This window comes from Streptomyces sp. Tu 3180, from assembly GCF_009852415.1.
In the GTDB taxonomy this organism is placed as follows: domain Bacteria; phylum Actinomycetota; class Actinomycetes; order Streptomycetales; family Streptomycetaceae; genus Streptomyces.
Window position 1 is genome coordinate 4703197 of record NZ_WOXS01000002.1, and the last position, 23491, is coordinate 4726687.

The 23491-nt window shown below is 75.5% G+C and carries 25 protein-coding genes and 2 pseudogenes; 17 read left to right on the forward strand and 10 right to left on the reverse strand.

All coding sequences use genetic code 11. The features are described from left to right. Positions 1 to 166: 166 nt before the first annotated feature. The gene (locus GL259_RS22110; protein ID WP_159535099.1) at positions 167 to 946 is read right to left on the reverse strand and encodes an SDR family NAD(P)-dependent oxidoreductase; all 780 of its coding nucleotides are present in this window, start codon (positions 944 to 946) and stop codon (positions 167 to 169) included. A 217-nt stretch (positions 947 to 1163) separates the two neighbouring features. On the opposite strand from GL259_RS22110, the gene GL259_RS22115 reads away from it, so the two are divergent. Then, on the forward strand, positions 1164 to 1598 hold the full coding sequence (locus GL259_RS22115) for a nuclear transport factor 2 family protein (RefSeq protein WP_159535100.1): 435 nt from the start codon (positions 1164 to 1166) through the stop codon (positions 1596 to 1598). A 38-nt stretch (positions 1599 to 1636) separates the two neighbouring features. Here the strand turns inward: GL259_RS22115 and GL259_RS22120 are convergent, their stop codons facing one another. Then, positions 1637 to 1972 (reverse strand): YnfA family protein, encoded by a 336-nt coding sequence (locus GL259_RS22120; RefSeq protein WP_159535101.1) that lies wholly within the window; start codon positions 1970 to 1972, stop codon positions 1637 to 1639. 116 nt (positions 1973 to 2088) lie between these two features. Between GL259_RS22120 and GL259_RS22125 the strand changes: the two genes are divergently transcribed. Next, the gene (locus tag GL259_RS22125; protein ID WP_159535102.1) at positions 2089 to 2562 is read left to right on the forward strand and encodes a MarR family winged helix-turn-helix transcriptional regulator; all 474 of its coding nucleotides are present in this window, start codon (positions 2089 to 2091) and stop codon (positions 2560 to 2562) included. Here GL259_RS22125 and GL259_RS22130 read toward each other — a convergent pair. Beyond that, positions 2559 to 2969, reverse strand: coding sequence for a helix-turn-helix domain-containing protein (locus GL259_RS22130; RefSeq protein ID WP_159535103.1), 411 nt, complete (start codon positions 2967 to 2969; stop codon positions 2559 to 2561). The genes GL259_RS22125 and GL259_RS22130 overlap by 4 nt on opposite strands. A 124-nt stretch (positions 2970 to 3093) precedes the next feature. Here GL259_RS22130 and GL259_RS22135 point away from each other — a divergent pair, with 124 nt between their 5' ends. From GL259_RS22135 to GL259_RS22175, 9 genes are all read left to right on the forward strand, one after another. Continuing rightward, complete coding sequence (locus GL259_RS22135; RefSeq protein ID WP_159535104.1) at positions 3094 to 3984, forward strand: NADP-dependent oxidoreductase; 891 nt, start codon at positions 3094 to 3096, stop codon at positions 3982 to 3984. A gap of 134 nt (positions 3985 to 4118) precedes the next feature. Continuing rightward, a complete protein-coding gene (locus GL259_RS22140) occupies positions 4119 to 5207 on the forward strand; it encodes an LLM class flavin-dependent oxidoreductase (RefSeq protein ID WP_159535105.1) in 1089 nt (362 codons plus the stop codon). Beyond that, positions 5204 to 5845: a CE1759 family FMN reductase gene (locus GL259_RS22145; RefSeq protein ID WP_159535106.1), complete on the forward strand. Its 642-nt coding sequence runs from the start codon at positions 5204 to 5206 to the stop codon at positions 5843 to 5845. Before GL259_RS22140 ends, GL259_RS22145 begins: the two co-directional genes overlap by 4 nt. Before the next feature lie 263 nt (positions 5846 to 6108). Further along, positions 6109 to 6837, forward strand: a complete 729-nt coding sequence (locus tag GL259_RS22150; RefSeq protein ID WP_159535107.1) for a response regulator transcription factor — start codon at positions 6109 to 6111, stop codon at positions 6835 to 6837. A 118-nt stretch (positions 6838 to 6955) separates the two neighbouring features. Next, entirely contained in the window at positions 6956 to 8365 is a 1410-nt protein-coding gene (locus GL259_RS22155) for a HAMP domain-containing sensor histidine kinase (RefSeq protein WP_159538854.1), read from the forward strand. A gap of 206 nt (positions 8366 to 8571) precedes the next feature. Beyond that, complete coding sequence (locus tag GL259_RS22160; RefSeq protein WP_159535108.1) at positions 8572 to 9837, forward strand: ArgE/DapE family deacylase; 1266 nt, start codon at positions 8572 to 8574, stop codon at positions 9835 to 9837. A 159-nt stretch (positions 9838 to 9996) separates the two neighbouring features. Next, positions 9997 to 10704, forward strand: coding sequence for an AAA family ATPase (locus GL259_RS22165; RefSeq protein WP_159535109.1), 708 nt, complete (start codon positions 9997 to 9999; stop codon positions 10702 to 10704). Positions 10705 to 10853: 149 nt separating this feature from the next. Further along, entirely contained in the window at positions 10854 to 12722 is a 1869-nt protein-coding gene (locus GL259_RS22170; protein ID WP_159538856.1) for a sigma-70 family RNA polymerase sigma factor, read from the forward strand. Positions 12723 to 12823: 101 nt separating this feature from the next. Then, complete coding sequence (locus GL259_RS22175) at positions 12824 to 13225, forward strand: hypothetical protein (protein ID WP_159535110.1); 402 nt, start codon at positions 12824 to 12826, stop codon at positions 13223 to 13225. 477 nt (positions 13226 to 13702) lie between these two features. Here the strand turns inward: GL259_RS22175 and GL259_RS22180 are convergent, their stop codons facing one another. Beyond that, positions 13703 to 14080 (reverse strand): metalloregulator ArsR/SmtB family transcription factor, encoded by a 378-nt coding sequence (locus GL259_RS22180; RefSeq protein WP_159535111.1) that lies wholly within the window; start codon positions 14078 to 14080, stop codon positions 13703 to 13705. A gap of 150 nt (positions 14081 to 14230) precedes the next feature. Here GL259_RS22180 and GL259_RS22185 point away from each other — a divergent pair, with 150 nt between their 5' ends. Both GL259_RS22185 and GL259_RS22190 read left to right on the forward strand, forming a co-directional pair. Continuing rightward, positions 14231 to 15616 carry an FAD-dependent oxidoreductase gene (locus tag GL259_RS22185; RefSeq protein ID WP_243762356.1) on the forward strand — a complete coding sequence of 462 codons (1386 nt, stop codon included), beginning with the start codon at positions 14231 to 14233 and terminating at the stop codon, positions 15614 to 15616. A 35-nt stretch (positions 15617 to 15651) separates the two neighbouring features. Further along, positions 15652 to 16107, forward strand: coding sequence for an ArsI/CadI family heavy metal resistance metalloenzyme (locus GL259_RS22190; RefSeq protein WP_159535113.1), 456 nt, complete (start codon positions 15652 to 15654; stop codon positions 16105 to 16107). Positions 16108 to 16125: 18 nt separating this feature from the next. Here the strand turns inward: GL259_RS22190 and GL259_RS22195 are convergent, their stop codons facing one another. Then, complete coding sequence (locus tag GL259_RS22195; RefSeq protein ID WP_159535114.1) at positions 16126 to 17055, reverse strand: LysR family transcriptional regulator; 930 nt, start codon at positions 17053 to 17055, stop codon at positions 16126 to 16128. Positions 17056 to 17135: 80 nt separating this feature from the next. Here GL259_RS22195 and GL259_RS22200 point away from each other — a divergent pair, with 80 nt between their 5' ends. Together GL259_RS22200 and GL259_RS22205 are read left to right on the forward strand one after the other, a co-directional pair. Next, positions 17136 to 18173, forward strand: a complete 1038-nt coding sequence (locus tag GL259_RS22200) for an EamA family transporter (protein WP_159535115.1) — start codon at positions 17136 to 17138, stop codon at positions 18171 to 18173. A gap of 38 nt (positions 18174 to 18211) precedes the next feature. Then, complete coding sequence (locus GL259_RS22205) at positions 18212 to 18880, forward strand: NAD(P)H-binding protein (protein WP_159538858.1); 669 nt, start codon at positions 18212 to 18214, stop codon at positions 18878 to 18880. Between the two features lies 1 nt (position 18881). Here GL259_RS22205 and GL259_RS22210 read toward each other — a convergent pair whose 3' ends face one another. Further along, positions 18882 to 19598 (reverse strand): TetR/AcrR family transcriptional regulator C-terminal domain-containing protein, encoded by a 717-nt coding sequence (locus GL259_RS22210; protein WP_243762357.1) that lies wholly within the window; start codon positions 19596 to 19598, stop codon positions 18882 to 18884. A 190-nt stretch (positions 19599 to 19788) separates the two neighbouring features. Here GL259_RS22210 and GL259_RS22215 point away from each other — a divergent pair. Continuing rightward, positions 19789 to 21390 (forward strand): annotated as a pseudogene (locus GL259_RS22215) (CocE/NonD family hydrolase). Positions 21391 to 21524: 134 nt separating this feature from the next. Here GL259_RS22215 and GL259_RS22220 read toward each other — a convergent pair. Both GL259_RS22220 and GL259_RS22225 read right to left on the reverse strand, forming a co-directional pair. Further along, entirely contained in the window at positions 21525 to 21884 is a 360-nt protein-coding gene (locus GL259_RS22220; RefSeq protein WP_159535117.1) for a hypothetical protein, read from the reverse strand. A gap of 5 nt (positions 21885 to 21889) precedes the next feature. Continuing rightward, positions 21890 to 22255 (reverse strand): hypothetical protein, encoded by a 366-nt coding sequence (locus GL259_RS22225; RefSeq protein ID WP_159535118.1) that lies wholly within the window; start codon positions 22253 to 22255, stop codon positions 21890 to 21892. Between the two features lie 255 nt (positions 22256 to 22510). Between GL259_RS22225 and GL259_RS22230 the strand changes: the two genes are divergently transcribed. After that, positions 22511 to 23032 (forward strand): hypothetical protein, encoded by a 522-nt coding sequence (locus GL259_RS22230; protein ID WP_159535119.1) that lies wholly within the window; start codon positions 22511 to 22513, stop codon positions 23030 to 23032. A gap of 146 nt (positions 23033 to 23178) precedes the next feature. On the opposite strand, the pseudogene GL259_RS38875 reads toward GL259_RS22230, so the two are convergent. Then, positions 23179 to 23250, reverse strand: a pseudogene (locus GL259_RS38875) (hypothetical protein); the annotation flags it as partial. Next, on the reverse strand, positions 23247 to 23453 hold the full coding sequence (locus GL259_RS38880; protein WP_347814622.1) for a DUF1360 domain-containing protein: 207 nt from the start codon (positions 23451 to 23453) through the stop codon (positions 23247 to 23249). The gene GL259_RS38880 and the pseudogene GL259_RS38875, both read right to left, overlap by 4 nt. Positions 23454 to 23491 lie beyond the last annotated feature (38 nt).

The window sequence follows — 23491 nt, forward strand, 5'->3', positions numbered from 1 at the left end:
GAGGGCGGGCCCGGTCCGTCGCGGGCCCGCCCCCGTCACACCGGGGCCGGGGACGGGCCCGCGGGTCCCTCGGCCCCGGCGTGCCGCACGGCGCGGATCGTCACGAACGCCGCGACGGGGATGCCGGACGTGCCGTTCGCGCTTCCTCCGCGGGGCCGGGCGCCGCCTAGCGCGGTTCCCGGTGGACCTTCGTGTTCGACGCCTGGGCGCGCGGGCGGACGACGAGCAGGTCGATGTTGACGTGGCTGGGGCGGGTCACCGCCCAGGTGATCGTGTCGGCGACGTCGTCGGCGGTCAGGGGCTCGGCGACGCCCTCGTACACCTTGGCGGCCTTCTCCGCGTCGCCGCCGAAGCGGGTGAGCGCGAACTCCTCCGTCCTGACCATGCCGGGCGCGATCTCGACGACGCGCACCGGCCGGCCGACGATCTCCAGGCGCAGGGTCTCGGCGAGGACGTGCTCGGCGTGCTTGGCGGCGACGTAGCCCGCGCCGCCCTCGTAGGTGGCGTGGCCGGCGGTGGAGGAGACGACCACGACCGTGCCGTCGCCGCTCGCCTCCAGCTTGGGCAGCAGGGCCTGGGTGAGGTTGAGGGTGCCGATGACGTTCGTCTCGTACATCGTGCGCCAGTGGTCCGGGTCGCCGGTGGCGACCGGGTCGGCGCCGAGCGCGCCGCCGGCGTTGTTGACGAGGACGCCGACGGTCCTGAACGCGGTGGCGAACTCGTCGACCGCCGGCCGGTCGGTGACGTCGAGCGGGTAGGCCGTCGCCGAGTGGCCGGCCGCGGTGAGCTCCTCGGCGAGCGCCTCGATGCGGTCCTTGCGGCGGGCGGTGAGGACGACGCGGTAGCCGGCCTCGGCGAGCCGGCGTGCCGTGGCGGCGCCGATCCCGCTGCTCGCGCCCGTGACGACGGCGATGCGGGACGCGGCGGACGGTACGGCGGTGGCCATGGGCTGCTCCTCGGGCGGGTGCGGACGGGCGGGGCGGGCGGGGCGCCCGCGGGCGGGCCGCCTCCCGGGTACGTGGCGGCGCGGCGGGCGCGGGCGCACTGGCCCGTGTGGTCGGGGCGGTGCCCGGCCAGCATAGGCGGGGGGCCGGGCCGGACGGTGTGCGCGGTGTGCCGGTGGGACAATGGGGGAGGTGATCCTCCGGGGCAGGAGGTGGATCATGGGGCAGGCGCGCGAGGCCATGGACCGGCTCACCGAGGCGGTCACCACGAACCAGGACGCCGAGGCCGTCGCCGAGTTGTTCGCGGAGGACGCCGTCGCCCTCACCCCCGAGGCGGGGGAGCTCCACGGGCGCTACGAGATCGCCGAGTACTGGCGCCGGATGACGACGGCGCTGCCCGACGCCCGGTTCGAGTCGGTGAGCGCCTACGAGTGCGGTGACACCGCCGTCGACGAGGGGTACTACAGCGGCCGGAACACCGGTCCGGTCCGGACACCCGACGGCCGGACGCTGCCGGCGACGCAGAACGCGGTCAGGATCCGCGGGGTGGACATCGCCACGGTCGCGGACGGCCTGATCGTCGACTACCGGCTGTACTTCGACCGGCTGGCCCTCCTCGAGCAGCTGGGGCTGCCGCCGGAGCCGTCGTCCTGAGCCGCCGCGGACGCGCCCGGCGGGCCGGGGTCCGCCCGTCAGCCGTTGCGCGGCGCCCACATGATCAGGGCCATGCCGGCGAGGCACACCAGCGCGCCGGTGACGTCCCAGCGGTCCGGGCGGTAGCCGTCGGCGACCACGCCCCACAGGATCGAGCCGGCGACGAAGATGCCGCCGTAGGCGGCGAGGACGCGGCCGAAGTGGGCGTCGGGCTGGAGGGTGGCGACGAAGCCGTACGCGCCGAGGGCGAGGACGCCGCCGGCCGCCCACATCCAGCCGCGGTGCTCGCGCACGCCCTGCCAGACCAGCCAGGCGCCGCCGATCTCGAGCAGGGCGGCGAGGACGAACAGGGCGGCGGAACGCAGGATCGGCATGCGGGAAGCTTCGCACGCGTCCGCGGGGCACCCGGGTGTCACCTGACGGGGTGCGCCTGGCGCGGGCCCGGCGGGGGATACATCCACCCGGGGGACGCGGACGGAGAGGAGCCGGGATGCCGGGGAACACGCGGTCGGGGCTGCTGGCGGAGCTGGCCGTGGTGTCCCGGCGTCACATGGCCTCCTACGCCCTGTTCAACCAGGCGCTCGCCGATCACCTGGGCCTGCACCCCACCGACCTGCAGTGCCTGAACCTGCTCACGCTGGAGGACGGCCCGGTGACGACCGGCCGGATCGCGGAGCTGACGGGGCTGACGACCGGCTCGGCGACGCGGCTGGTGGACCGGCTGGAGCGGGCCGGATACGTCGTGCGGGAGCGGGACGCGGGCGACCGGCGGCGGGTTCTGGTGGCGACGGTGCCGGAGAGGGCCGCCGAGTTCGGGCGGGTGTGGAGCCGTCTCGGCGGTGGCTGGATCGCACTCTTCGACGACCTGGACGACTCCGAACTCGCGCTGTTCATCGACCACATGCGGCGCGCGACGGACTTCGGCGCGGAGCAGGCGGCGCGGTTGCGGGCGGGGGAGGGCTAGGAGGTCCCGTCCGCCCCGGCGTCGTAGCGCTCCCGCGCCCGGTGGACCTCGTCGAAGTGGGTCTCCGCCCAGTCCTTCACGGCGGTCAGGAGCAGGCTCAGGCTGTGGCCGAGCGGGGTGAGCTCGTAGTCGACGCGGACCGGGACGGACGGGGTCACGGTGCGGGTGAGGAGGCCGTCGCGCTCCAGTGAACGCAGCGTCTGGGTCAGCATCTTGGGGCTGACGCCGGCGATCTTCCGGCCGAGGTCGCTGTAGCGCATGGGGCCGGCGGCGAGGGCGCTGACGACCAGGCTGACCCACTTGTCGCTGATGCGGTCCAGGAGCTGGTTGGTGGGGCAGCTCTTCAGGAACGCGTCGTAGTCCAGCCGCGCCCGTTCGCGCCGCTGGGCCGCCGTCATGGTTGCCATGGCTCACCTCCGGGAGACGTACGCACTCTCAGGTAACTACTTCCTGGTGGATAGTAGCTCTTCCTAGGGTTGCGGTCAGCCGCGGAGACACCGCGGTGGAGGTCCACAACCAGGGAGTTCGGTCATGCGTGCTGCAGTGGTGACGTCGTTCGGTGGGCCCGAGGCCGTGCGGGTCGTGGAGGCCCGGGTGCCGGAGCCGGGGGCGCGGCAGGTGCGGATCAAGGTCGCGGCGGCGGCGCTGAACCCGGTGGACGCGGGGGTGCGGGAGGGGGTCTTCGGCGGTGCCGGCAAGGAGATCGGGCTCGGCTGGGACGTCGCGGGGACCGTCGACGCGACGGGGACGGCGACCGCGTGGAGCGTCGGTGACGAGGTGGTCGCGCTCGACCACGGCATGGTCAAGCCGCTGGGCACGCACGCCGAGTACGTCGTCGTGCCCGCGGACGCGGTGGCGAGGGCGCCGCGGACGGCCGACGCGGTGCACGCGGCGACCCTTCCCCTGAACGCGCTGACGGCCGCCCAGGCCCTGGATCTGCTGGAGGTGCCCGCGGGCGGGTCGCTGCTGGTGACGGGCGCGGCGGGGGCGGTCGGCGGATACGCCGTCCAGCTCGCCGCCCACCGGGGCGTGACCGTCACCGCCCTCGCCCGGGAGGGCGACGAGGAGCTCGTGCGCTCCCTCGGCGCCGAGCACTTCCGGGACGGCGGGGCGGAGGCGGGGGGCTTCGACGCCGTGCTGGACGCGGCGGTCCTCGGCGAGCGGGCCCTGGCGTGGGTGCGGGACGGGGGCGCCTACGCCGGCGTCATCCCCCAGGCGGCCCCGGCGGCGGAGCGCGGGGTGCGGGTGGCCGCCGTCGAGGTGGCCGCCGACGGGGCCCGCCTGGCGGAGCTGGTCCGGCTGGTGGACGAGGGCGTGCTGACCCTCCGGGTCGCCGGGACCCATGCCCTGGACGACGCGGCCGGGGCCCACGCCCGGCTGGCGAAGGGCGGGGTGCGGGGAAGGCTGGTGCTGGTGCCGTGACCCTCCGGGCGGGGCCGGGGGGGAGGACGGGGAGGGCGGGGGGAACGGGGACGGGGGAGGGTGGGGAATAGGGGGAGCGGGGCGGCCGTTCGGAGGTATAGTTGAACGGTCAACAATCTGGAGGGTGAGCGGCCATGCAGTTCGGGATCTTCAGCGTCGGGGATGTCACGCCCGACCCGACCACGGGGCGTACGCCGACCGAGCGCGAGCGGATCAAGGCCATGGTCGCCATCGCGCTGAAGGCCGAGGAGGTGGGCCTGGACGTCTTCGCGACCGGTGAGCACCACAACCCGCCGTTCGTGCCGTCCTCGCCGACCACCATGCTCGGCTACATCGCGGCGCGCACGGAGCGGCTGGTCCTCTCCACCTCCACCACCCTGATCACCACCAACGACCCGGTGAAGATCGCCGAGGACTTCGCGATGCTCCAGCACCTGGCCGACGGCCGGGTGGACCTGATGATGGGCCGCGGCAACACCGGGCCGGTCTACCCCTGGTTCGGCCAGGACATCCGCCAGGGCATCAACCTCGCCGTCGAGAACTACGCCCTGCTGCACCGGCTGTGGCGCGAGGACGTCGTCGACTGGGAGGGGAAGTTCCGCACCCCGCTGCAGGGCTTCACCTCCACGCCCCGCCCGCTGGACGGCGTGCCGCCGTTCGTCTGGCACGGCTCGATCCGCTCGCCGGAGATCGCCGAGCAGGCCGCGTACTACGGCGACGGCTTCTTCCACAACAACATCTTCTGGCCGGCCGACCACACCAAGCGGATGGTCGAGCTGTACCGGACCCGGTACGCCCACTACGGGCACGGCGCCCCCGAGCAGGCGATCGTCGGCCTCGGCGGGCAGGTGTTCATGCGCAGGAACAGCCAGGACGCGGTGCGCGAGTTCCGCCCCTACTTCGACGTCGCGCCGGTCTACGGGCACGGGCCCTCGCTGGAGGAGTTCACCGAGCAGACCCCGCTGACGGTCGGCTCCCCGCAGCAGGTCATCGAGAAGACGCTGTCCTTCCGCGAGTACGCCGGCGACTACCAGCGCCAGCTGTTCCTGATGGACCACGCCGGGCTGCCGCTGAAGACCGTGCTGGAGCAGCTCGACCTGCTCGGCGAGGAGGTCGTGCCGGTGCTGCGCAGGGAGTTCGCCAAGGACCGCCCGGCGCACGTGCCGGACGCGCCCACCCACACCTCGCTGCTGGCCGCCGCCAAGGAAGGGGTCCGGGCATGAGGCTCGTCGTCGTCTCCGCAGGGCTGAGCGTGCCGTCGTCCACCCGGCTGCTCGGCGACCGGCTGGCCGCCGCGACCGCCGGGCGGACGTCGGCCGAGGTGCGGGTGATCGAGCTGCGCGACCTCGCCGTGGCGATCGCGCACAACTTCACCAGCGGTTTCCCGGGACGGGAGCTGGCCGACGCGTTCGACGCGGTGGCGGCGGCCGACGGGCTGATCGTGGTCACGCCGGTGTTCTCGGCGTCGTACAGCGGACTGTTCAAGTCGTTCTTCGACACCCTCAGCGTGAGCGACGAGGGCGCCCTGGCCGGGAAGCCGGTGCTGATCGCCGCGACCGGCGGCACGGCCCGGCACTCGCTCGTCCTCGACCACGCGCTGCGTCCGCTCTTCGCCCACCTGAAGGCCGTCGTCGTCCCGACCGGCGTGTACGCCGCCTCCGAGGACTGGGGCGCCGAGGGCCTGGACGGGCGCGTCGCGCGGGCGGCGGGGGAGCTGGCCGCACTGATGGGCGCGCTGCCCGCGGTCCGGCCGGCGGACGGGGACGCCAGCGGTGGTGACGCGAGCGGCGGGGACACGTCCGGCGAACCGGCGCTGGTGCCGTTCGAGGAGCGACTGGCGGCACTGCGGCCCACCGGGTGAGAGCCGGGCTCGCGGGCCGCGCGCCCGCACCCGGAGGCCGGCGCGTCGGCGCGGTGCGCCGCCGCGCCCGGAGACCGGTGCGCCACCGCGCCCGGAGACCGGTGCGCCGCCGAACGTCCGACGGCCTCCTGCCGCGCCGCCCCGGACCCGCTCCGACGGCATCCGCCGCTCGCCCCGGGAGCGGAGGCCGGCCGGGCCCGCGGGAAGCGGGCCCGGCGCCGTTCGCCGTGGCCCGGGCCGGCGGCGGTTGGCACACTGGGCCCGTGCCGCACACCGTTCTGCTCGCCGAAGACGACCGCGCCATCCGCAACGCCCTGGAGCGCGCCCTGACCCTGGAGGGCTACCGGGTCACGGCCGTCGCCGACGGCGTCGAGGCCCTCGCCCAGGTCCACCGCAGCCGGCCCGACGTGCTGGTCCTGGACGTGATGATGCCCGGCATCGACGGGCTCCAGGTGTGCCGGGTGCTGCGCGCCGAGGGCGACCGCACGCCCGTGCTGATGCTGACGGCGCTGGTGGAGACCGCCGACCGGATCGCGGGACTGGACGCGGGCGCCGACGACTACGTCGTCAAGCCGTTCGACGTCGAGGAGGTCTTCGCCCGGCTGCGCGCCCTGCTGCGCCGGGCCCGGCCCGACCCGGAGAACGGCGGCGCGGCCCCCGCCGCCGAGCCGCCGAAGCCGGAGGCCCCCGGGCGGTTCGTCGAGGCGGCCGGGGTGCGCATGGACCCGCAGGCCCGCCGGGCCTGGCGGGGCGAGCGGGAACTGGAGCTGACCCGCACCGAGTTCGAGCTGCTGGAGCTGCTGGTCGGCAACGCGGGCGTCGTCCTGGACCACTCCACCATCTACGACCGCATCTGGGGCTACGACTTCGGCCCCGGCTCCAAGAACCTCGCCGTCTACGTCGGCTACCTGCGCCGCAAACTCGACCAGCCCGGCGCGCCGCAGCTGATCCACACGGTGCGCGGGGTGGGTTACGTGCTGCGGGAGGACTGACGTGTCCCCGAGTGCTCCGGACGCCCCGGACGCCCCGGGTGCCGCAGGGGCTTCGGGCGCCTCCGGCGCTCCCGGCGCTCCGGGCCGCGCGCACCGGCCGCGGGCCGCGCGACGGCGGCTGCGGCTGCTGTCGCTGGGCACCACCTTCGCGGTGGCGTTCGCGGCGGTCACCGCCACGGTGACCGTCCTGGTCGGCATCCTGTCCTACAACGCGGCCGCCCGGCTGGTGCGGGTGGACCAGCAGTCCGTGTTCGACGAGGTCGTGCAGGACCTGCGCGGCGAGGTGCGGGAGAACCGGATGACACCGGTCGACTTCTCCTCCACCGCCCCCGGCCACGACCTGGTGCGGCCCGCCCGCACCGACGTCCAGGTGCTCGGGCCGGACGGCAGCGTCTTCGACCCGGGCAGCCCGGGGCTGCCGGTGGTCGCCGCCGACCGCCGGATCGCGGGCGCCGCCGCGGCCGGCGAGGTGGTCGTGCACGCGGACGTCGACGTCGGCGACGACGTCTACCGCGTCGCGACCGTCTCCCTGGGCGGCAGCCGGGGCGCGGTGCAGGTCGCGCAGGAGTTCAGCGACACGGAGGACCTGCTGCGGGCCCTCCAGCGGCGCACGCTGGTCCTGATGGCGGCGGTGGTGGTCGCCGCCGGGCTGTTCGGCTGGTGGCTGGCCCGGCGCATCACCCGCCGGCTCGTCGTCCTCACCCACGCCGCCGAGGACGTCGCCCGCACCCGCCGGCTCGGCATCCAGGTGCCCGTCGCCGGCTACGACGAGGTGGGACGCCTCGGCCGCGCCTTCGACCGGATGCTGGGCCGGCTCGCCCAGTCCGAGGAGGACCAGCGCCGCCTGGTGCAGGACGCCGGACACGAGCTGCGCACCCCGCTCACCTCGCTGCGCACCAACATCTCCCTGCTGCGCCGCATCGACGAGCTGCCGCCCGGCACCCGTGAGGAACTCGTCGCCGACCTCACCCAGGAGGCCCGCGAGCTGACCGACCTGGTCAACGAGCTCGTCGACCTCGCGGCCGGGCAGTCCGACACCGAGCCGCCGCAGCGGATCGACCTCGCCGACGTCGCCGAGGACGTGGCGGGACTGGCCCGGCGCCGCACCGGGCGGGAGATCGTGGTCGGCGCGAGCGGCGACACCACGACCGACGGGCGGCCGGGGATGCTCACGCGGGCGCTGTCCAACCTGGTCGAGAACGCCGTCAAGTTCGACCGGGACGGCCACGCGCCCGTGGAGATCCGCGTCGCCGGTCCCGCCCGGCCGGGCACGGTGCGGGTGGAGGTGCGCGACCGGGGGCCCGGCATCGCCGACGACGACCTGATCCGGGTCTTCGACCGCTTCTACCGCGCCGCCGACGCCCGCTCCCTCCCCGGTTCGGGACTCGGCCTGTCCATCGTGCGCGAGGTGGCCCTCGCGCACGGGGGAGCACCGTACGCCTTCCGGCGGGAGGGCGGCGGGACGGTGATCGGGTTCACGGTGGGCGGCGGCACCGTGGAGCGGACGGGCGAGGACGAGGCGCGGTGACGGCACCGGCGCCGGCGCCGTCATCGGGCGGCGGGGTGCCCGCCGGGGGCGCATCCGGTGCGGGGCGTCGGGGGGTCGGCGCAGCCGGTGCGGGCCGCGGGGCGAACGCCGCCGCCCCGGAGGCGTACGAGCGGGCCGGGATGCGCAGGTATGCGTGCGGGGCCGCGGACGTCGCCGCCCCGTGAGGCGAGGGGAGGGGCGGCAGCATGCTGACCGACGAGGAGGGCGCCGCGCTGGCGGCGATCGACGAGGCGGCTCTGGGACGGACCCTGCTGGAACTGATCGAGGTGCCGAGCGTGACCGGGAGCGCCGCCGAGTCGGAGCTCCAGCACCTGCTGGCCGGGCGGCTGGAACGGCTCGGCCTGGAGACCGACCTGTGGCCGATGGACCTGCCCGCGCTGCGCGCCCATCCGGACTTCCCGGGCACGGAGGCGCCCCGCGAGGAGGCGTGGGGCCTGGTCGGCACCACCCCCGACGGCGGTGACGGGCCGACCCTGATCCTCCAGGGCCACGTCGACGTCGTCCCGCCCGGCGACCTCGCGGCCTGGGACGGCGACCCGTTCGTGCCCCGGGTGACCGGGGACCTCGTGCACGGGCGCGGTGCCTGCGACATGAAGGCCGGTCTCGCGGCGCACCTCGCCGCGCTCGCCGCGATACGGGCGGCCGGGACGCGGCTGCGCGGCCGGGTGGCCGTGCACTGCGTCGTCGGCGAGGAGGACGGCGGCCTCGGCGCGTTCGGCACCCTGCGGCGCGGCCACCGCGGCGACGCCTGCGTCATCGCCGAGCCCACCGCCTCCACGCTGATCACCGCCAACGCGGGCGCGCTGACGTTCCGCATCGCCGTGCCCGGCAAGGCGGCGCACGGCAGTTCGCGGGAACGGGGGGTCAGCGCCGTCGACGCCTACCTGCCCCTGCACCGGGCGCTGGCCGACCTGGAGACCGAGCGCAACCGCGACCCGTCCGCGCTGCTGGCCGAGTACCCGATCCCGTACGGCCTGTCGGTGGGCACGGTGCACGCCGGGGACTGGGCGAGCAGCGTGCCCGACCTGCTGGTCGCCGAGGGACGGCTCGGCGTGCGGCTCGGCGAGGACCCGGCCGACGCGCGCGCCGCGCTGGAGCGGTGCGTGGCCGAGGTCTGCGCCGCCGACCCCTGGCTGCGGGACCACCCGGCCGTCGTGAGCTGGCCGGGCGGGCAGTTCGCGAGCGGCCGGCTGCCCGAGGGACACGCCCTCGCGGACGTGGTCGGGGCCGCGCACGCCGACGCGACGGGCGGCCCGCGGCCCAGGGAGCGCGGGGCGACGTACGGCAGCGACCTGCGCCTCTACGCCGGCGCCGGGATCCCGACGCTGCAGTACGGCCCGGGGGACATCGCGGTGGCGCACAGCGAGCGGGAACACGTCTCGGTGCGGGAGGTGGTGACGGCGGCACGGACGCTGGTGCTCACGGTGCTGCGGACGGTGGGGACCAAGTGAGGCGGACGGCGGGGAGGGAGTAGGGCGAACGGGGGGAGGGAGCAAGGCGGAGGGCCGGTCGGGACGGCGGGGACGGAGTGAGGGCGGGCGGCGGGGACGGAGTGAGGGGGCGGTGCGTCGCCCGTCCGTCGCACACGGCCCCTGTGCGAGACTCGGCCCGTGATTGTCGAACGTGCGTACGCACACGTGGGCCCGCACGACGAGGGGGAGTGGCCCTGGTCGGTCCCCTGCGTGCGGCAACTCCTGCGTGACGGACTGCGGTTCACCGCGCCGGTGACCTTCGTCGTCGGCGAGAACGGTTCGGGGAAGTCGACGCTCGTCGAGGCCCTGGCGGAGGGCTTCGGGCTGGACCCCTGGGGCGGCTCGCACGAGTGGCGCTACGCGAGCCACCGCGCCAAGTCCCCCCTCGGCGAACGCGTCCGCTTCGACGCGGCCCCGCGCGGCCGCCGCATGCTCGGCTCCTGGTCCGCCCGCCAGGGCTTCTTCCTGCGCGCCGAAACGGCACTGGACGCGCTCGACCGGGAAGGGCTCGCACCCGGCTCGCGCAGTCACGGCGAGGGCTTCCTCGCGGCGTTCCGGGACAGGTTCCTGCGCCCCGGCCTCTACGTCCTGGACGAGCCGGAGGCGGCCCTGTCCTTCTCCTCCTGCCTCGAACTGGTCGGCCACATCGACCGGTTGGCCCGCGACGGCGCGCAGGTCGTCTGCGCCACCCACTCCCCGCTGCTGACCGCGCTGCCCGGCGCGGACATCGTCGAGGTCGGCGACCACGGCATGCGCCGCACCGCCTGGCGGGACCTGGCCCTGGTCGACCACTGGCGCCGCTACCTCACCGACCCGCGGGCGTACCTGCGGCACGTTCTGGAATGACCCCCGGGTTTTTCGTTATCCGGCCCTGCGCGGTGGCTCTCCTCCTGTGACAGGGCAGAACGGTCCAGGATCGAGAAGGAGCGTGGACGAGCGTGGCGGCGAGCAGCGGACCCGGCAGGGCGACGGTCGAGGCGGCACAGCGTGGTGACATGCGGGCCCAGGACGAACTCGTCTCCGCCTACCTCCCGTTGGTCTACAACATCGTCGGCCGGGCCCTGAACGGGCACCCCGACGTCGACGACGTGGTGCAGGAGACCATGCTCCGCGCCCTCGGCTCGCTCGGTTCGCTGAACGACCCCGGCGGCTTCCGGTCCTGGCTGGTCGCCATCACCATGAACCAGCTGCGGCACCACTGGCGCGATCACCGTACGGTCCAGGCCCGTTCCGGGCTGCACGACGCGTACGACGTCGCCGACCCGGGCGCCGACTTCGTGGACCTGACGATCGTGCGGCTCGGGCTGGAGGGCCAGCGGCGCGAGGCCGCCGAGGCCACCCGCTGGCTGGACCCCGACGACCAGGCGCTGCTGTCGCTGTGGTGGCTGGAGGCGGCGGGCGAGCTGACGCGGGCGGAGGTGGCGGCCGCGCTGGAACTGTCGCCGCAGCACACGGCGGTGCGCGTGCAGCGGATGAAGGCGCAGCTGGAGACGGCCCGGCTGGTGGTGCGGGCGCTGTCCGCGCGGCCGCGCTGCGTGCTGCTGGACGACGTGGTCGCGGCCTGGGACGCCGTCCCCTCGGCCCTGTGGCGCAAGCGCATCGCGCGCCACGCCCGGGACTGCACGGTCTGCGCGGGCTTCCAGTCGGGACTGGTGCCGGCGGAGGGCCTGCTGGTCGGACTGGGACTGGTGCCGGTCGGGGCGGGCCTGCTCGGCGCGGCCGGCCTGCTCACCGGCCTCGGCGCCGGAACGGCGGACGCGACACCGCTGTCCTTCACCGGGGACGCGGCGGGAGGACCGGGGGCGGTGCCCGACGGGCCGGGGGCCGCGTTCGGGCCGGGAGACCCGGGGGAGACGTCCGCCGGGGTGATGGATCCGGCGGGGTGGAGGGAGCCGGGGCCGGCGCCGACGGAACGGCATGGCGCGCCGACCGACCCGGGCACGGCGCCCGGCGACCCGGCGTCCGGCGGTCCGATGTCCGGCGGTACGGCGTTCGGCGACCCGGCCTTCGAGGTCACGGCGTCCGGAGGCGCGGGGGCGGCGCCCGCCGGTTCCCCGGCCACGACCCTCGGGCCGGCGGCGGGCGCGGACCGTCGTACGAGCCGCCGCGCGCGGGGCCGTGACCGCAGGCGGCGGGGCAGGACGGTCGCGGCCGTGGCCGCGGTGCTGCTGGTCACCGGCGGCACGATATCCGGGATAGCCGTTCTGACACCGGACGGCGAAGGGGACACGGTGCGACCGGCGTCCGCGGGCGGTTCGCAGTCCGCCGTACCCACGCCCGCGGCTTCGAGCCCGGCCACCACCTCATCCTCTTCCCCCTCGTCCTCGCCGTCGGCCACCGCCTCGGCCGACGCGTCCCGCAAGCCGAGGTCCCCGGCCACACCGCGTCCGGACGAGTCCGAGGCGAAGTCCTCCCCCGCACGCACCCCGGCGCCCGCGAAGACATCGGCGCGGCCGCAGGAGGCCCAGCCGTCCGCGCCCGCCGCCCCCGCCGCCGGCGGTCCGGCCGCCCAGGTCCTGGCCCTCACCAACACCGAGCGCTCCAAGGCGGGTTGCGGCCCCGTCACGCTGGACGACCGTCTGGCCAGGGCGGCCCAGCTGCACAGCGAGGACATGTCCGCCAACGGCTACTTCTCCCACACCGGGCAGAACGGCAGCAGCTTCGCCGACCGGGCCAAGGCACAGGGCCACCCGAGCCCGGGCGCCGAGAACATCGCCCGGGGCCAGAACTCCGCCGCGAGCGTCATGCAGGCCTGGATGGACTCCCCGGGCCACCGCGCGAACATACTCAACTGCTCGCTCAAGACGCTGGGCGTCGGCGTGGTCACCAGCGACTGGACGTGGACCCAGGTCTTCGGCTACTGAGACGACCGCGGGCCGCCGCACACGGCCCGGCACCCCACCACCGCAGTCGGAAAGCGTGCTCGGCCACGGCGCTGTCAGAGCCTGGGCTTATGGTCCTGGACGTGGCGATCAGACCATCGGCGCGCTGGCGTGCGCGCGTGGACGAAGAGGCAACGGAGGTCGCGGCCGGGACACGGGCCCTGAGCGACGCCTTCCTGTCGCAGCTCTTCCCCCGGTCACTGCTGGCGGCGACGGATGGGGCACTGCGCTCGTTCGAGTCGGACGTGGAGGCGCTCCGGGACCGGGGCGACGAGCAGGTCTTCGAAGCGATCAAGCGTGTCGTCCTGGTGCTGAACCGGATCAACGAGGATCACGGCGGCGCCGGCTACGAGACGGAGGAGCGCGAAGAGCTGTGCCTCTACATCGACCAGACCTTGACGGAGCACGGCATCGACGTCCCCGCTCTGGCGGCGAGGCGGGGCATCGGCCGCGCCGAGATCACGGACGACTGGCGGGACTGGTAGTCGTCGCCGCGTCGTGGGACCGGTACACGAGGGCCGGCACGCAGGGACGGACACCCCGCATGCGGCGCGCCAGCCCCGCACCGCAGACCCACCGGACCGAGCGGGGAACGGGGGGAACCACGGTGAAAGCCACCGAGCCCGGTGAGGCCGCTCCCCGGCCGCTCACCCAGCTCAGCGCCCGGACCGCCCTCGAACGACCGCAGCTTCCCGGGCCGAGGGCCCCGCGGTGTCCACCTTCTTCGGGCCGGACGCGGCCCCACGGGGGAGCGGACGTCCGGCGCGGCGACTCCGACCGGGTGACGGCGGGGTGTCGGACGACGTCCTCAGGGCGTCCCGCGGTCCGCTCGACCTCGGCGAGGTCCGCTCGACCTCGGCGAAGTGCTGCGCCTGTTCCGCGACTGGGCCACCTCGGTGAGCGACGAGCGCCAGCCGCCCGGGCTGGAGCGGCGGGACCCGTCCGGGCGGGCCCGGGCCGGTTCAGACGGCGGTGGGCGCGGCGGTCAGCAGCCTGCCCATCGCGGCGAGCACCGTCGGCTCGACCCGGTAGTAGACCCAGGTGCCGCGCCGCTCGGAGGTGAGCAGGCCGGCCTCCTTGAGCTTCTTCAGGTGGTGGGAGACGGTCGGCTGGGAGACGCCGACGTCGGAGATGTCGCACACGCACGCCTCGCCGCCCTCGTGCGAGGCGACCGCCGAGAACAGCCGCAGCCGCACCGGATCGCCCAGGGCCTTGAACATCCGGGCGGCCGTCTCGGCCTCCTCCGCGGTGAAGGGGCGCTCGGTGAGCGGCGGGCAGCACGGCGCCACGGCCCCGCTCCCCTCGGGCCCGAGCAGCGGCAGCACCTTGGTGTTCGGCATGCATCTATGTTGACACACGTCGAACCAGGTGGATGTGCGCGGTCGTCGCGCGCACTTGGATTCGATACTTGTCTATGTTGACACTCGTCGATGCGGGTGCCATGCTGGCCGCACAAGACATCGACGAATGTCGAAGCAAAGGGGAGTCCAGTGGCTGTGTCCCTCGACGGCGTGCCCACCGCCGACCGTCTGCCCGTCGTCGTCATCGGTGCCGGGCCCGTCGGTCTGGCAGCCGCCGCCCACCTCGTCGAGCGCGGCCTCGAACCCCTGGTCCTGGAGGCCGGGCCCTCGGCCGGCACCGCCGTACGCGACTGGGCGCACGTGCGGCTGTTCTCCCCGTGGGCCGAGGTCACCGACCCGGCCGCCGAGAAGCTCCTCGCCCCCACCGGCTGGACGCGCCCCGACGGCGCCTCCTGCCCCACCGGCGGCGACTGGGCCGAGCGGTACCTGCAGCCGCTCGCCGACGCGCTCGGCGACAGGGTCCGCTACGGTGCCACGGTCACCGGCGTCACCCGCGCCGGCCGCGACCGCGTCGTCGACGCCGACCGGGACGCGCAGCCCTTCACCGTGCACGTCGAACGGGCCGACGGACGCGAGGAGCGGATCACCGCCCGCGCGGTCGTCGACGCCTCCGGCACCTGGTCCGTCCCCGGCCCGATGGGCGCCGACGGCCTGCCCGCCCTCGGGGAGAAGGCGGCGGCCGACCGCATCTCCTACCGCGTGCCCGACCTGAGGGACCCGGCCGTCCGGGCCCGCTACGCGGGCCGGCGCACGGCGGTCGTCGGCTCCGGCGCCTCGGCCTTCACGGCGCTCGCCCTCCTGGCCGACCTGGCCGGGGAGGAGCCGGGGACGCACGCGGTGTGGGTCCTGCGGCGCGGGATCGGCGCGAACACCTTCGGCGGCGGCGAGGCTGACCAGCTGCCCGCCCGCGGTGCCCTGGGCCTGCGCGCCAGGGCCGCCGTCGAGGCCGGTCACGCGAGCGCGGTCACCGGTTTCCGCACCCGGGCCGTGGAACGCGACGGGGACCGGCTCGTCCTGGTCGCCGAGGACGGGCGGCGCCCGGACCCGGTCGACGAGATCGTCGTCCTCACCGGCTTCCGCCCCGACCTGTCCTTCCTCTCCGAGGTCCGGCTCGGCCTCGACGAACGCCTCCAGGCGCCGACCGCGCTGGCCCCGCTCATCGACCCGAACGTCCACTCCTGCGGCACCGTCCGTCCGCACGGAGTGAACGAGCTCTCCCACCCGGAGAAGGACGTCCACCTGGTCGGCATGAAGTCCTACGGCCGCGCCCCCACCTTCCTGGCGATGACCGGCTACGAGCAGGTCCGCTCCGTCGCCGCCGCCCTCGCCGGCGACCGCGAGGCCGCCGAGCGCGTCGAACTGACCCTGCCGGAGACCGGCGTGTGCGGCGGCGCGGGCCTGTACGACGGGCCCGACGCCGCCCGGGGCGGCGAAGGCGGCGGCTGCTGCGCGGCCCCGGCGACCCTGCGGATCGGCGTCGGCGCCCCGACCACCACCCCTTCCGGCGGCTGCTGACCGGCCGGCCCTTCCCTTCCTCCAGGAGGTACGTCATGTCCCGCGTCCAACTCGCCCTCCGCGTCCCGGACCTCGACGCCTCGGTCGCCTTCTACAGCAAGTTGTTCGGCACCGGCCCCGCCACACTCCGCGACGGCTACGCCAACTTCGCCGTCACCGAGCCTCCGCTCAAGCTCGTCCTCATCGAGGGCGCGGCGGACGAGGCCACCCGCCTGGACCACCTCGGTGTCGAGGTGACGTCGACCGGGGCCGTCCGCGCCGCCGCCGCCCGCCTGGCCGGGGCCGGCCTGGCCACCACGGAGGAGAACGACACCACCTGCTGCTACGCGCTCCAGGACAAGGTCTGGGTGCACGGCCCCGGACGGGAACCGTGGGAGGTGTACGTCGTCAAGGCCGACGCCGGCACCCTCACCCGGCAGCAGGGCGGCGCCTGTTGCACCGACCCGGCCGACACCGGCACCCCGGCACCCGCCGCGGACGGCTGCTGCTGACCCGCCCGCGCCGGGCCGTCAGGACGCCGCCGGCGACCCGCCCCGGACCTCCGGCGTCCCCCGTGCACCCCGCACCCCGAGGACGTCGAGCATCGCCCGGGTGGCCGGACCGGGATTGAACCGGCTCCACACCAGGCACTCGACGCGGCGCGGCCCGTCGGTCACCGGGACCAGCGCCAGTCCGGGGTCGCCGGCGGCCCGGGGCCGGACGAACGCCGACGGCAGCAGCGCGACGCCGAGCCCGCGTGCGACCAGCCGGGTGATCAGCTCGACGACGCCGGCCTCGTACGCGACGTCGCGGACCAGGCCCGCGGCGGCGAACGCCCGGTCGGACTGGGCCCGGGCGGGTGTCCCGCCCGCGAAGTCCACGAACGTCTCCTCGGCGATCTCCCGCAGCCCGACCCGGGAGGCGCCCGCGAGCCGGTGCCCGGCCGGCACCACCAGGACGTGCTCGTCGTGGCCGAGCACCACGGTCTCCACCCCGGACGGCCGTTCGTCCTCCGGCAGGCCCAGGAAGGCGATGTCCAGGTCCCCGCCGCGGACCGCTGCCGCCAGTTCGTCGCTGCGGCCGGAGCGGAGCACGACGCGGACGTCCGGATGCCGGGCGCGGTACCGCTGCAGCAGTTCGGGCACGTCGACGGCGGCCGCGGTCACGATCACGCCGACGGCGAGCCGTCCGCGCACCACACCGGTCGCGGCGGCGGCGTCGGCGACCGCGCGGTCGGCGGCGGCCAGGCACGCACGCGCGCCGGCCACGAACGCCGCTCCGGCGCTGGTCAGTTCGACGCGGCGGCTGGACCGGGCGAACAGTCTGGTCCCGAGCTCCCGTTCCAGGGCGGCGATCCGGTGACTGAGCGAGGACTGCACCACGAAGCAGCGCTCCGCAGCGCGGGTGAAGTTGCGGGTTTCGGCGACGGCGACGACGTAGCGCATCTGCTGGAGATCCACACCGAGCATCGTCCTGGTTCATGGCTGCCATGACAACCATGTCTTGGACGCATCGGTGAACCGCTGACCAGACTCGTCGCATGACCTCACCGACCGCCCGGTCACCGGGCCCGCCGCGGATTTCGTACGGACGGCGGGCGGCGACCGTCGCGCTGACCGCCCTCGCCCCCGCTGCCTGGGGCACGACGTACGCCGTGACCACGGAACTGTTGCCGTCCGGGCATCCGCTGTTCGCCGGGCTGATGCGTGCCCTGCCCGCCGGACTGGTGGGGCTGGCGGTCTCCCGCGTGCTCCCGTGCGGGGACTGGTGGTGGAAGGCCGCCGTCCTCGGCGTGCTCAACATCGGCGCGCTGTTCCCCCTGCTGTTCCTGGCGGCCGAACGGCTCCCCGGCGGGGTCGCCGCCACCCTCAGCGCCGCCCAGCCGCTGCTGGTCGCGGGGCTGGCCATCGCGGTGCTCCACGACCGGCCGTCGGCCTGGCGGTGGGCCTGGGGCGTGCTCGGAGTGGCCGGCGTCGCTCTCGTCGTGCTCGGGCCGGAAGCCCGGCTGGACGCCGTCGGGGTGCTCGCCGGTCTCGGCGGTACGGCCGCCATGGCCGGTGGCGTCGTCCTCACCAAGCGCTGGGGCCGCCCCGCGGGGGTCGGTCCGCTGGCCCTGGCCGGCTGGCAACTGACGGTCGGCGGCCTGCTGCTGCTCCCGCTCACCCTCGTGATCGAGGGGGTGCCGCAGCGGATCGACGCCGGAGCCGTCGGCGGGTACGTGTGGCTCGGCAGCATGGGCGGGCTGATCGCGTACACGCTCTGGTTCCGCGGGATCGGGGAGCTGCCGGTCGGCGCGTCCGCGCCGCTGGTGCTGCTGTCCCCGCTGGTCGCGGCCGTCGTCGGCATCGCGCTGGGCGAGTCGCTGAACCTGCCGCAGAGCCTCGGCTTCGTCCTCGCCCTGGCGGCCCTGCTCGCCGCCCAACTCGATCCTCCCGGCCTGCCCGGCCGCATCGCACGCGGCCTGCCCGCGACGGCCCGCGTCCGGGAGGACCCGGTCCGAGGAGACCTGGCCCGAGAAGACCCGATCCGAGGAGACCTGGCCCGAGAAGACCAGGTGCGAGGAGGACCCGCTCGATGAAGTACCGCTCCACGAGGCCCCGTTCGACGGGGGCCGGCATGACGATCGCCGTGCTCGGTGCCACCGGGACGGTCGGCAGCCGGGTGACCACCGAGGCCGGCGCGCGCGGGCACCGGGTGCTCGCCCTGTCCCGGAAGCCCGCGGGCGAGGGCCCCGGCGTGGTGCCGGCCGCGGTCGACGCGGGCGACCCGCGCGCCCTGCGCGAGGCGCTGGCGGGCTCCGCGGCTCACGGCACCGCCCCGGACGCCGTGGTGGTGGCCGTCCGGACCTTTCCGGCCGACCGGGAGTTCCTGGTCGGCGTGACCCGCACCGTGCTGGACGTCTCCGCCCGGCGCGGGACGCGCGTCCTCGTGGTCGGTGGCGCCGGCGCCCTGCGCAGTCCCGGCGACCGTGACCGGCTGGTCGCCGACGACCCCGCGTACGTGCCCGCCGAGCACCGGGCCGTCGCCGCCGCCGGGGTCGCCCAGTTGCGGACCTGCCGGGCCCACGCCGGCGCGGACTGGGTGTACCTGAGCCCGCCGGCCCTGCTCGGGCCCGGTGAACGCACCGGCCGCTACCGGCGCGGCACAGACACCCTGCTCACCGGCGCCGACGGGCGGTCGTGGATCAGCGCCGAGGACCTCGCCGTCGCCGTGGTCGACGAACTCGAGACGCCCGGTCCCGAACGCCACGTCACGGTCGTCCACCGCGCGGCGGAACCCGCCTGAGTCAGCGGGTGTCGAGGCCGTCGACCAGGCGGTCGAGGAACCGGGTGAAGGTCGCCTCGGGGGTGAGGGACCGCCCGGGTGAGGCGAGTGCCTCGGCGAGTTCGGGGTGGTGGCCGTCCGCGGCGACGGCGGCGAGGTAGCGGGCCTCGGCCGCGGCCCGGCCGGAGGACCGCGAGGCCGCCGCCTGCGCGATCTCGTGGGCGACGTGCCCGGCCACGAACGCGGTGAGCTGGGCGAAGATCTCCAGCTTCGTCCCGCCGTCCAGTCCGGTGGGCCGCAGGACGGCGAGCGCGTGCTCCAGGAAGGCCAGCGTGTTGGGGCCGGGGGTGCGGTGGGTGGCCAGGGCCGCCGGCAGCCAGGGATGGCGCAGCATGTGGGAGCGCTGGAGGTGGGCGACGGCCTTCAGGTCGGCGCGCCAGTCGCCCGTGGGCGGGGCCGCGGGCGACAGTTCGCCGCTGACGTGGTCGACCATCAGCTCCACCAGCGTCTCCCTGTCGGGGGCGTAGCTGTAGAGCGACATGACACCGGCCCCGACCTGTGCCGCGACCCGCCGCATGGTGACCGCGTCCAGCCCCTCCGCGTCCGCCAGGGCGACGGCGGCCGCCGTGATCGCCTCCCGGCTGTAGGCGGGCCGGCGGCCCCTGCGGGGCCGGGGGTGGCCCAGCCAGAGCTGCTGCGGATCGACGCCCGCGGCGCCGGTCCCTCCGTCACCGGTCACGGTCCTCGTGCTCCTTTCCCCGTCCCCGCGCATGCGGCAGCGCCTGCCGGCGTCATCCAACCATCCTCTATTCTCGTACACTGTACGGAAATGAGGAGGGGAACGAACGATGGCATCACGCACGCACGACCCCGCACCGGCCCCGGCCTGGGTGCCGCCGTCCGGCAGGCCGCCCCTGGCCGCACGGATGATGCGCGCCGCCTGGCGCGGCCTCCCGGCCGAGCGGCACGAGGCCGGGTGGGAGCCGGGGCTGGTGGTTCCGGCCGCCGACGGCAGCCCGCTGATCACCGATCACTACTTCCCGCGCGCCCGGGGCGACTTCCCCACCCTGCTGGTGCGCTCGCCCTACGGCCGGGGCCTGCCGTGGTCCCCCAGTACGGCATGCTCTTCGCCGAACAGGGCTTCCACGTGGTCCTGCAGAGCTGCCGCGGCACGGGCGGTTCGGGCGGCGCGTTCGACCTGTGGCGCAACGAGGCCGCCGACGGCCGGGCCACGGTCTCCTGGCTGCGGCGACAGCCCTGGTTCGACGGGACGCTGGGGACGGTCGGCCCCAGCTACCTGGGCTACGCGCAGTGGGCCCTGGCCCTGGACCCGCCGCCCGAACTGAAGGCGATGGTGGTGCAGGTGGGACTCCACGACCCCTGCGCCCTGTTCCACGCACAGGGCGCCCTCCGCCTGGAGAACGTCCTCGCCGTCGGCTCGGGCATGACCCACCAGCACCAGGGGGCGGCACCGTTCCTGAGGGCCACGCTGCGCCTGCGGCGCCGCCTGCGCGAGGCCACCACCGCGCAGCCGCTGCGCGGTGCGTACGTGTCCGCCCTCGGGGCGAGGTGCCCTGGCTGGACGAGGTGATGACCCACCCGGACCCCGATGACGCGTACTGGCACGGCGCGTCGACGGCGCGGGCGGCGGAGCGGCTGACCGTCCCGACCGGCCTGATCACCGGGTGGCACGACGTCCTGGTCGACCAGACCTTCGAGCAGTACGCACGGCTCCGCCGGGCCGGGTGCGAGACCGCCCTGCTCGTCGGCCCCTGGACCCACACCTCCGCGCTGCGGCAGGGGTGGCCCGAGGTGTTCGCCGAGAGCCTCGCCTGGCTGCGCGCGCACCTGTGCGCCGACCCCTCCGGCCTGCGCCCCACCGGGGTGCGCGTGCACGTCGGCGGCGAGGACGCCTGGCGGGACCTCGACGACTGGCCGCCGGCCACGGCCGGCGCCGCGTGGTTCCCCACCCCGGACGGGCACCTCACCCGCCAGGCCCCCACGGACTCCGGACCCCTGACGTCGTTCCGCTACGACCCGGCCGACCCCACGCCCTCCCTCGGCGGCCCGCTGCTCTCCCGCACCGCCGGTCCGCGCGACAACGGCACCCTGGAGGCCCGGGACGACGTCCTGACGTTCACCGGCCCCCCGCTGACCGAGCCCGTGGACGTCGTCGGCCCGGTCTCGGCGCGGCTGACCGTCTCCGCGGACACCGGCCACGCCGACCTCTTCACCGCCTGTGCGACGTGGACGCGGCCGGCCGCTCCGTCAACGTCTGCGACGGGCTGGGCCGTCTCGGCACGGGCGAACGGGCGCCCGCGCACCTCACCGTGCCGATGAGCTCCACGGCTCACCGCTTCGCCGCCGGCCACCGCATGCGCTGGCAGGTCAGCGGAGGCGCCCACCCCCGCTACGCCCGCAGCCCCGGCACGGGGGAGTCGCCGGTCGACGCCACCGCCTTCACACCGGTGCGCGTCACGCTCCACGCGGACTCGGCGCTGATCCTGCCCCACGGCCCCGCGCCCGCCTGAGCCGTCACCGGCCCCGGGCGTCGTGGAACGACCGACGACCGGCGGCCGGCGACCCCGCTCGGTGCGGCCCCGGTGCACCCCTCGTGGCACCGGGGCCCTTCACCGGCGTCCGGCCGTGGCGTCCGGCCGTCGGCTCAGCTGTCGATGCGGTCGGTCACGGCGACGCTGCACTCGTCGGAACCGAGATCCGGACCCGTCGTGCAGATCCAGAGGGTGACGGTGCCGTCCTCGCGCATGTCGTAGTCGCAGGTCCTGCTGACCCGCGGGACGGTCACGCCGCACGAGCCCGAGCGCCCGTAGTCGGTGTACCACTCGACGGAACTGGTGCGGCCCTCGTAGTGCTCGACCCAGATCTTGTCGCCGTAGCCGATGAACCCGCCCCTGGCGTACCCGTTGTCCACCACCGCGTCGGCCTGCGCCGACGTGGCGAACCAGAGGACCGTCGCGGTCGCGCCGACGGCGGCCACCGCGAACCGGGAGACGTTGCGCATCATCCGGATCACCAGCCGTCGCAGTAGTTTTCCTCGTCGAGGGTCATGTCCAGTCCGGTGAAGTTGCCGCCGTAGACCCAGCCGTCCCGGAGCGTCCCGTAGTGCGTGGTGGCGTACCAGATGTTCCCGGCGCTGTTCGCGTACCAGCAGCTCACCGCCACGGCCCCGCTGATGTAGCTGCCGCCGCAGGTGCTCGCGGGCCCGGTCCGCAGCGGCGTGCCGCTCTTCACGCTTCCCTGGTACCCGTAGAACACGTCCACGGTGGGCGGAGCCGGGCAGGCCGAGGCCGCGGCCTCGGCCTGGGCCGGAGCGAGGACCAGCGCTCCGACGGCTGACGCGCAGACCGCGAGCGCCCGGACGATGCGTCTTGCCATGCTTTCCCCCTCGGTGAATGGGCCACCTCTGTGCCGGCCACCCACGATGCCGGGACGGGTTGGGGGAAACCTTGGGAGAACCTTGGACCGCCCCGCGCCGCCGGCCCCCCGACGGTGAGCGGGTGATCGATCCGGGCGCCGGTCCCGGCCACGGCGGCGGCCCGCACCGCCGTTTTTCCGCGGCCTCCCGAGGGAAACGGCGGCGGCGAGGGGACGGGGCAGGTGAGCCGCGGAGCCCTGGGTACTCGCCGCGGCATGATGAAGCGCGCGCTGTGGCAGGGACTGCTGGCCGGTACGACCGGGGTGCTGGCGATGACGCTGGGCGAGAAGGCGGAGCAGCGGCTGACCGGCCGGCCCGACTCCCACGTGCCCGCCCGGACACTGGAACGCCTGACCGGCACGCGGGAGCGTCCCGGCCGCCAGCCCGTGCCGGTGAACCTGGCCATGCACGTGGGGCAGGGCGCCCTCCTCGGCGTCCTGCGGTCCGTGATGTCGCAGGCCGGGCTGCGCGGGCCCTGGTCGTCGGCGAAGTTCGCCGTCGTCCGGCTCACCAGCGACCAGGTCCTGGAGAACGCCACCGGCGTCGGTGCCCCGCCCTCGACCTGGCCGCGCCGCGAACTCGTCGTCGACCTGCTCCACAAGACGGTGTACGCCTTCGCCACCGGTGCCGTGGCCGACGCCCTGGCCGCCAGGTCGGGCCCCGGGCCGGGGCAACGGCACGCCGCCGTGCGCCCCGGCCGCCACTCCGACGTGGGTCCTCCGCCCCGGGGACGGTGACCGCCGCGCCGCCGCCGCGAGGCGTTCAGGCGTGTGAGAGGACGCGGCCGCTCGCCGGCCGTCCCGGCCACCGGCGCGCTGCACGCCGGCTGCAGGGCGTCCGCGCCGGCCGGCGCGGTGAGTGCCCCCGCGGTGGTGCGGGCGGCGCGCGGCCGGAGCAGCTGTCCGGCGGTGAGGGCCGAGGCCGCCCGCACGCTCGTGCAGAACGGGCGCGTCACGAGTTCGCCGACCGTGTCCCCGGTGCCTTCGGGGGCTGTGCCTCCTCGTGCGGCTCGGCCGGCCCCTGCGGGCCGTGGAACACGGTGAAGGGGGCTCGCAGCGGACGGGTGACCGACGCTTTGCCCAGCGACCGGCTCGGCCGGAACGCCGCCGCCGCGGTCAGCGCCACGTCCCGGGGCACGGGCCGGCGGGCAGCGGACACACCCGCCGGCGACCGTGCCCCGGACAGCGGGCGCCGGA

Excerpts from the sequence above, each read along its gene's own strand:
- GL259_RS22145 (WP_159535106.1), top strand. The coding sequence starts at position 5,204 with ATGAGGCTCGTCGTCGTCTCCGCAGGGCTGAGCGTGCCGTCGTCCACC.
- GL259_RS22200 (WP_159535115.1), top strand. The coding sequence starts at position 17,136 with ATGACCTCACCGACCGCCCGGTCACCGGGCCCGCCGCGGATTTCGTAC.
- GL259_RS22205 (WP_159538858.1), top strand. The coding sequence starts at position 18,212 with ATGACGATCGCCGTGCTCGGTGCCACCGGGACGGTCGGCAGCCGGGTG.
- GL259_RS22140 (WP_159535105.1), top strand. The coding sequence starts at position 4,119 with ATGCAGTTCGGGATCTTCAGCGTCGGGGATGTCACGCCCGACCCGACC.
- GL259_RS22160 (WP_159535108.1), top strand. The coding sequence starts at position 8,572 with ATGCTGACCGACGAGGAGGGCGCCGCGCTGGCGGCGATCGACGAGGCG.
- GL259_RS22225 (WP_159535118.1), bottom strand. The coding sequence starts at position 22,255 with ATGGCAAGACGCATCGTCCGGGCGCTCGCGGTCTGCGCGTCAGCCGTC.
- GL259_RS22220 (WP_159535117.1), bottom strand. The coding sequence starts at position 21,884 with ATGATGCGCAACGTCTCCCGGTTCGCGGTGGCCGCCGTCGGCGCGACC.
- GL259_RS22190 (WP_159535113.1), top strand. The coding sequence starts at position 15,652 with ATGTCCCGCGTCCAACTCGCCCTCCGCGTCCCGGACCTCGACGCCTCG.
- GL259_RS22130 (WP_159535103.1), bottom strand. The coding sequence starts at position 2,969 with ATGGCAACCATGACGGCGGCCCAGCGGCGCGAACGGGCGCGGCTGGAC.
- GL259_RS22230 (WP_159535119.1), top strand. The coding sequence starts at position 22,511 with ATGATGAAGCGCGCGCTGTGGCAGGGACTGCTGGCCGGTACGACCGGG.
- GL259_RS22170 (WP_159538856.1), top strand. The coding sequence starts at position 10,854 with ATGCGGGCCCAGGACGAACTCGTCTCCGCCTACCTCCCGTTGGTCTAC.
- GL259_RS22125 (WP_159535102.1), top strand. The coding sequence starts at position 2,089 with ATGCCGGGGAACACGCGGTCGGGGCTGCTGGCGGAGCTGGCCGTGGTG.
- GL259_RS22180 (WP_159535111.1), bottom strand. The coding sequence starts at position 14,080 with ATGCCGAACACCAAGGTGCTGCCGCTGCTCGGGCCCGAGGGGAGCGGG.
- GL259_RS22110 (WP_159535099.1), bottom strand. The coding sequence starts at position 946 with ATGGCCACCGCCGTACCGTCCGCCGCGTCCCGCATCGCCGTCGTCACG.
- GL259_RS22135 (WP_159535104.1), top strand. The coding sequence starts at position 3,094 with ATGCGTGCTGCAGTGGTGACGTCGTTCGGTGGGCCCGAGGCCGTGCGG.
- GL259_RS22115 (WP_159535100.1), top strand. The coding sequence starts at position 1,164 with ATGGGGCAGGCGCGCGAGGCCATGGACCGGCTCACCGAGGCGGTCACC.
- GL259_RS22120 (WP_159535101.1), bottom strand. The coding sequence starts at position 1,972 with ATGCCGATCCTGCGTTCCGCCGCCCTGTTCGTCCTCGCCGCCCTGCTC.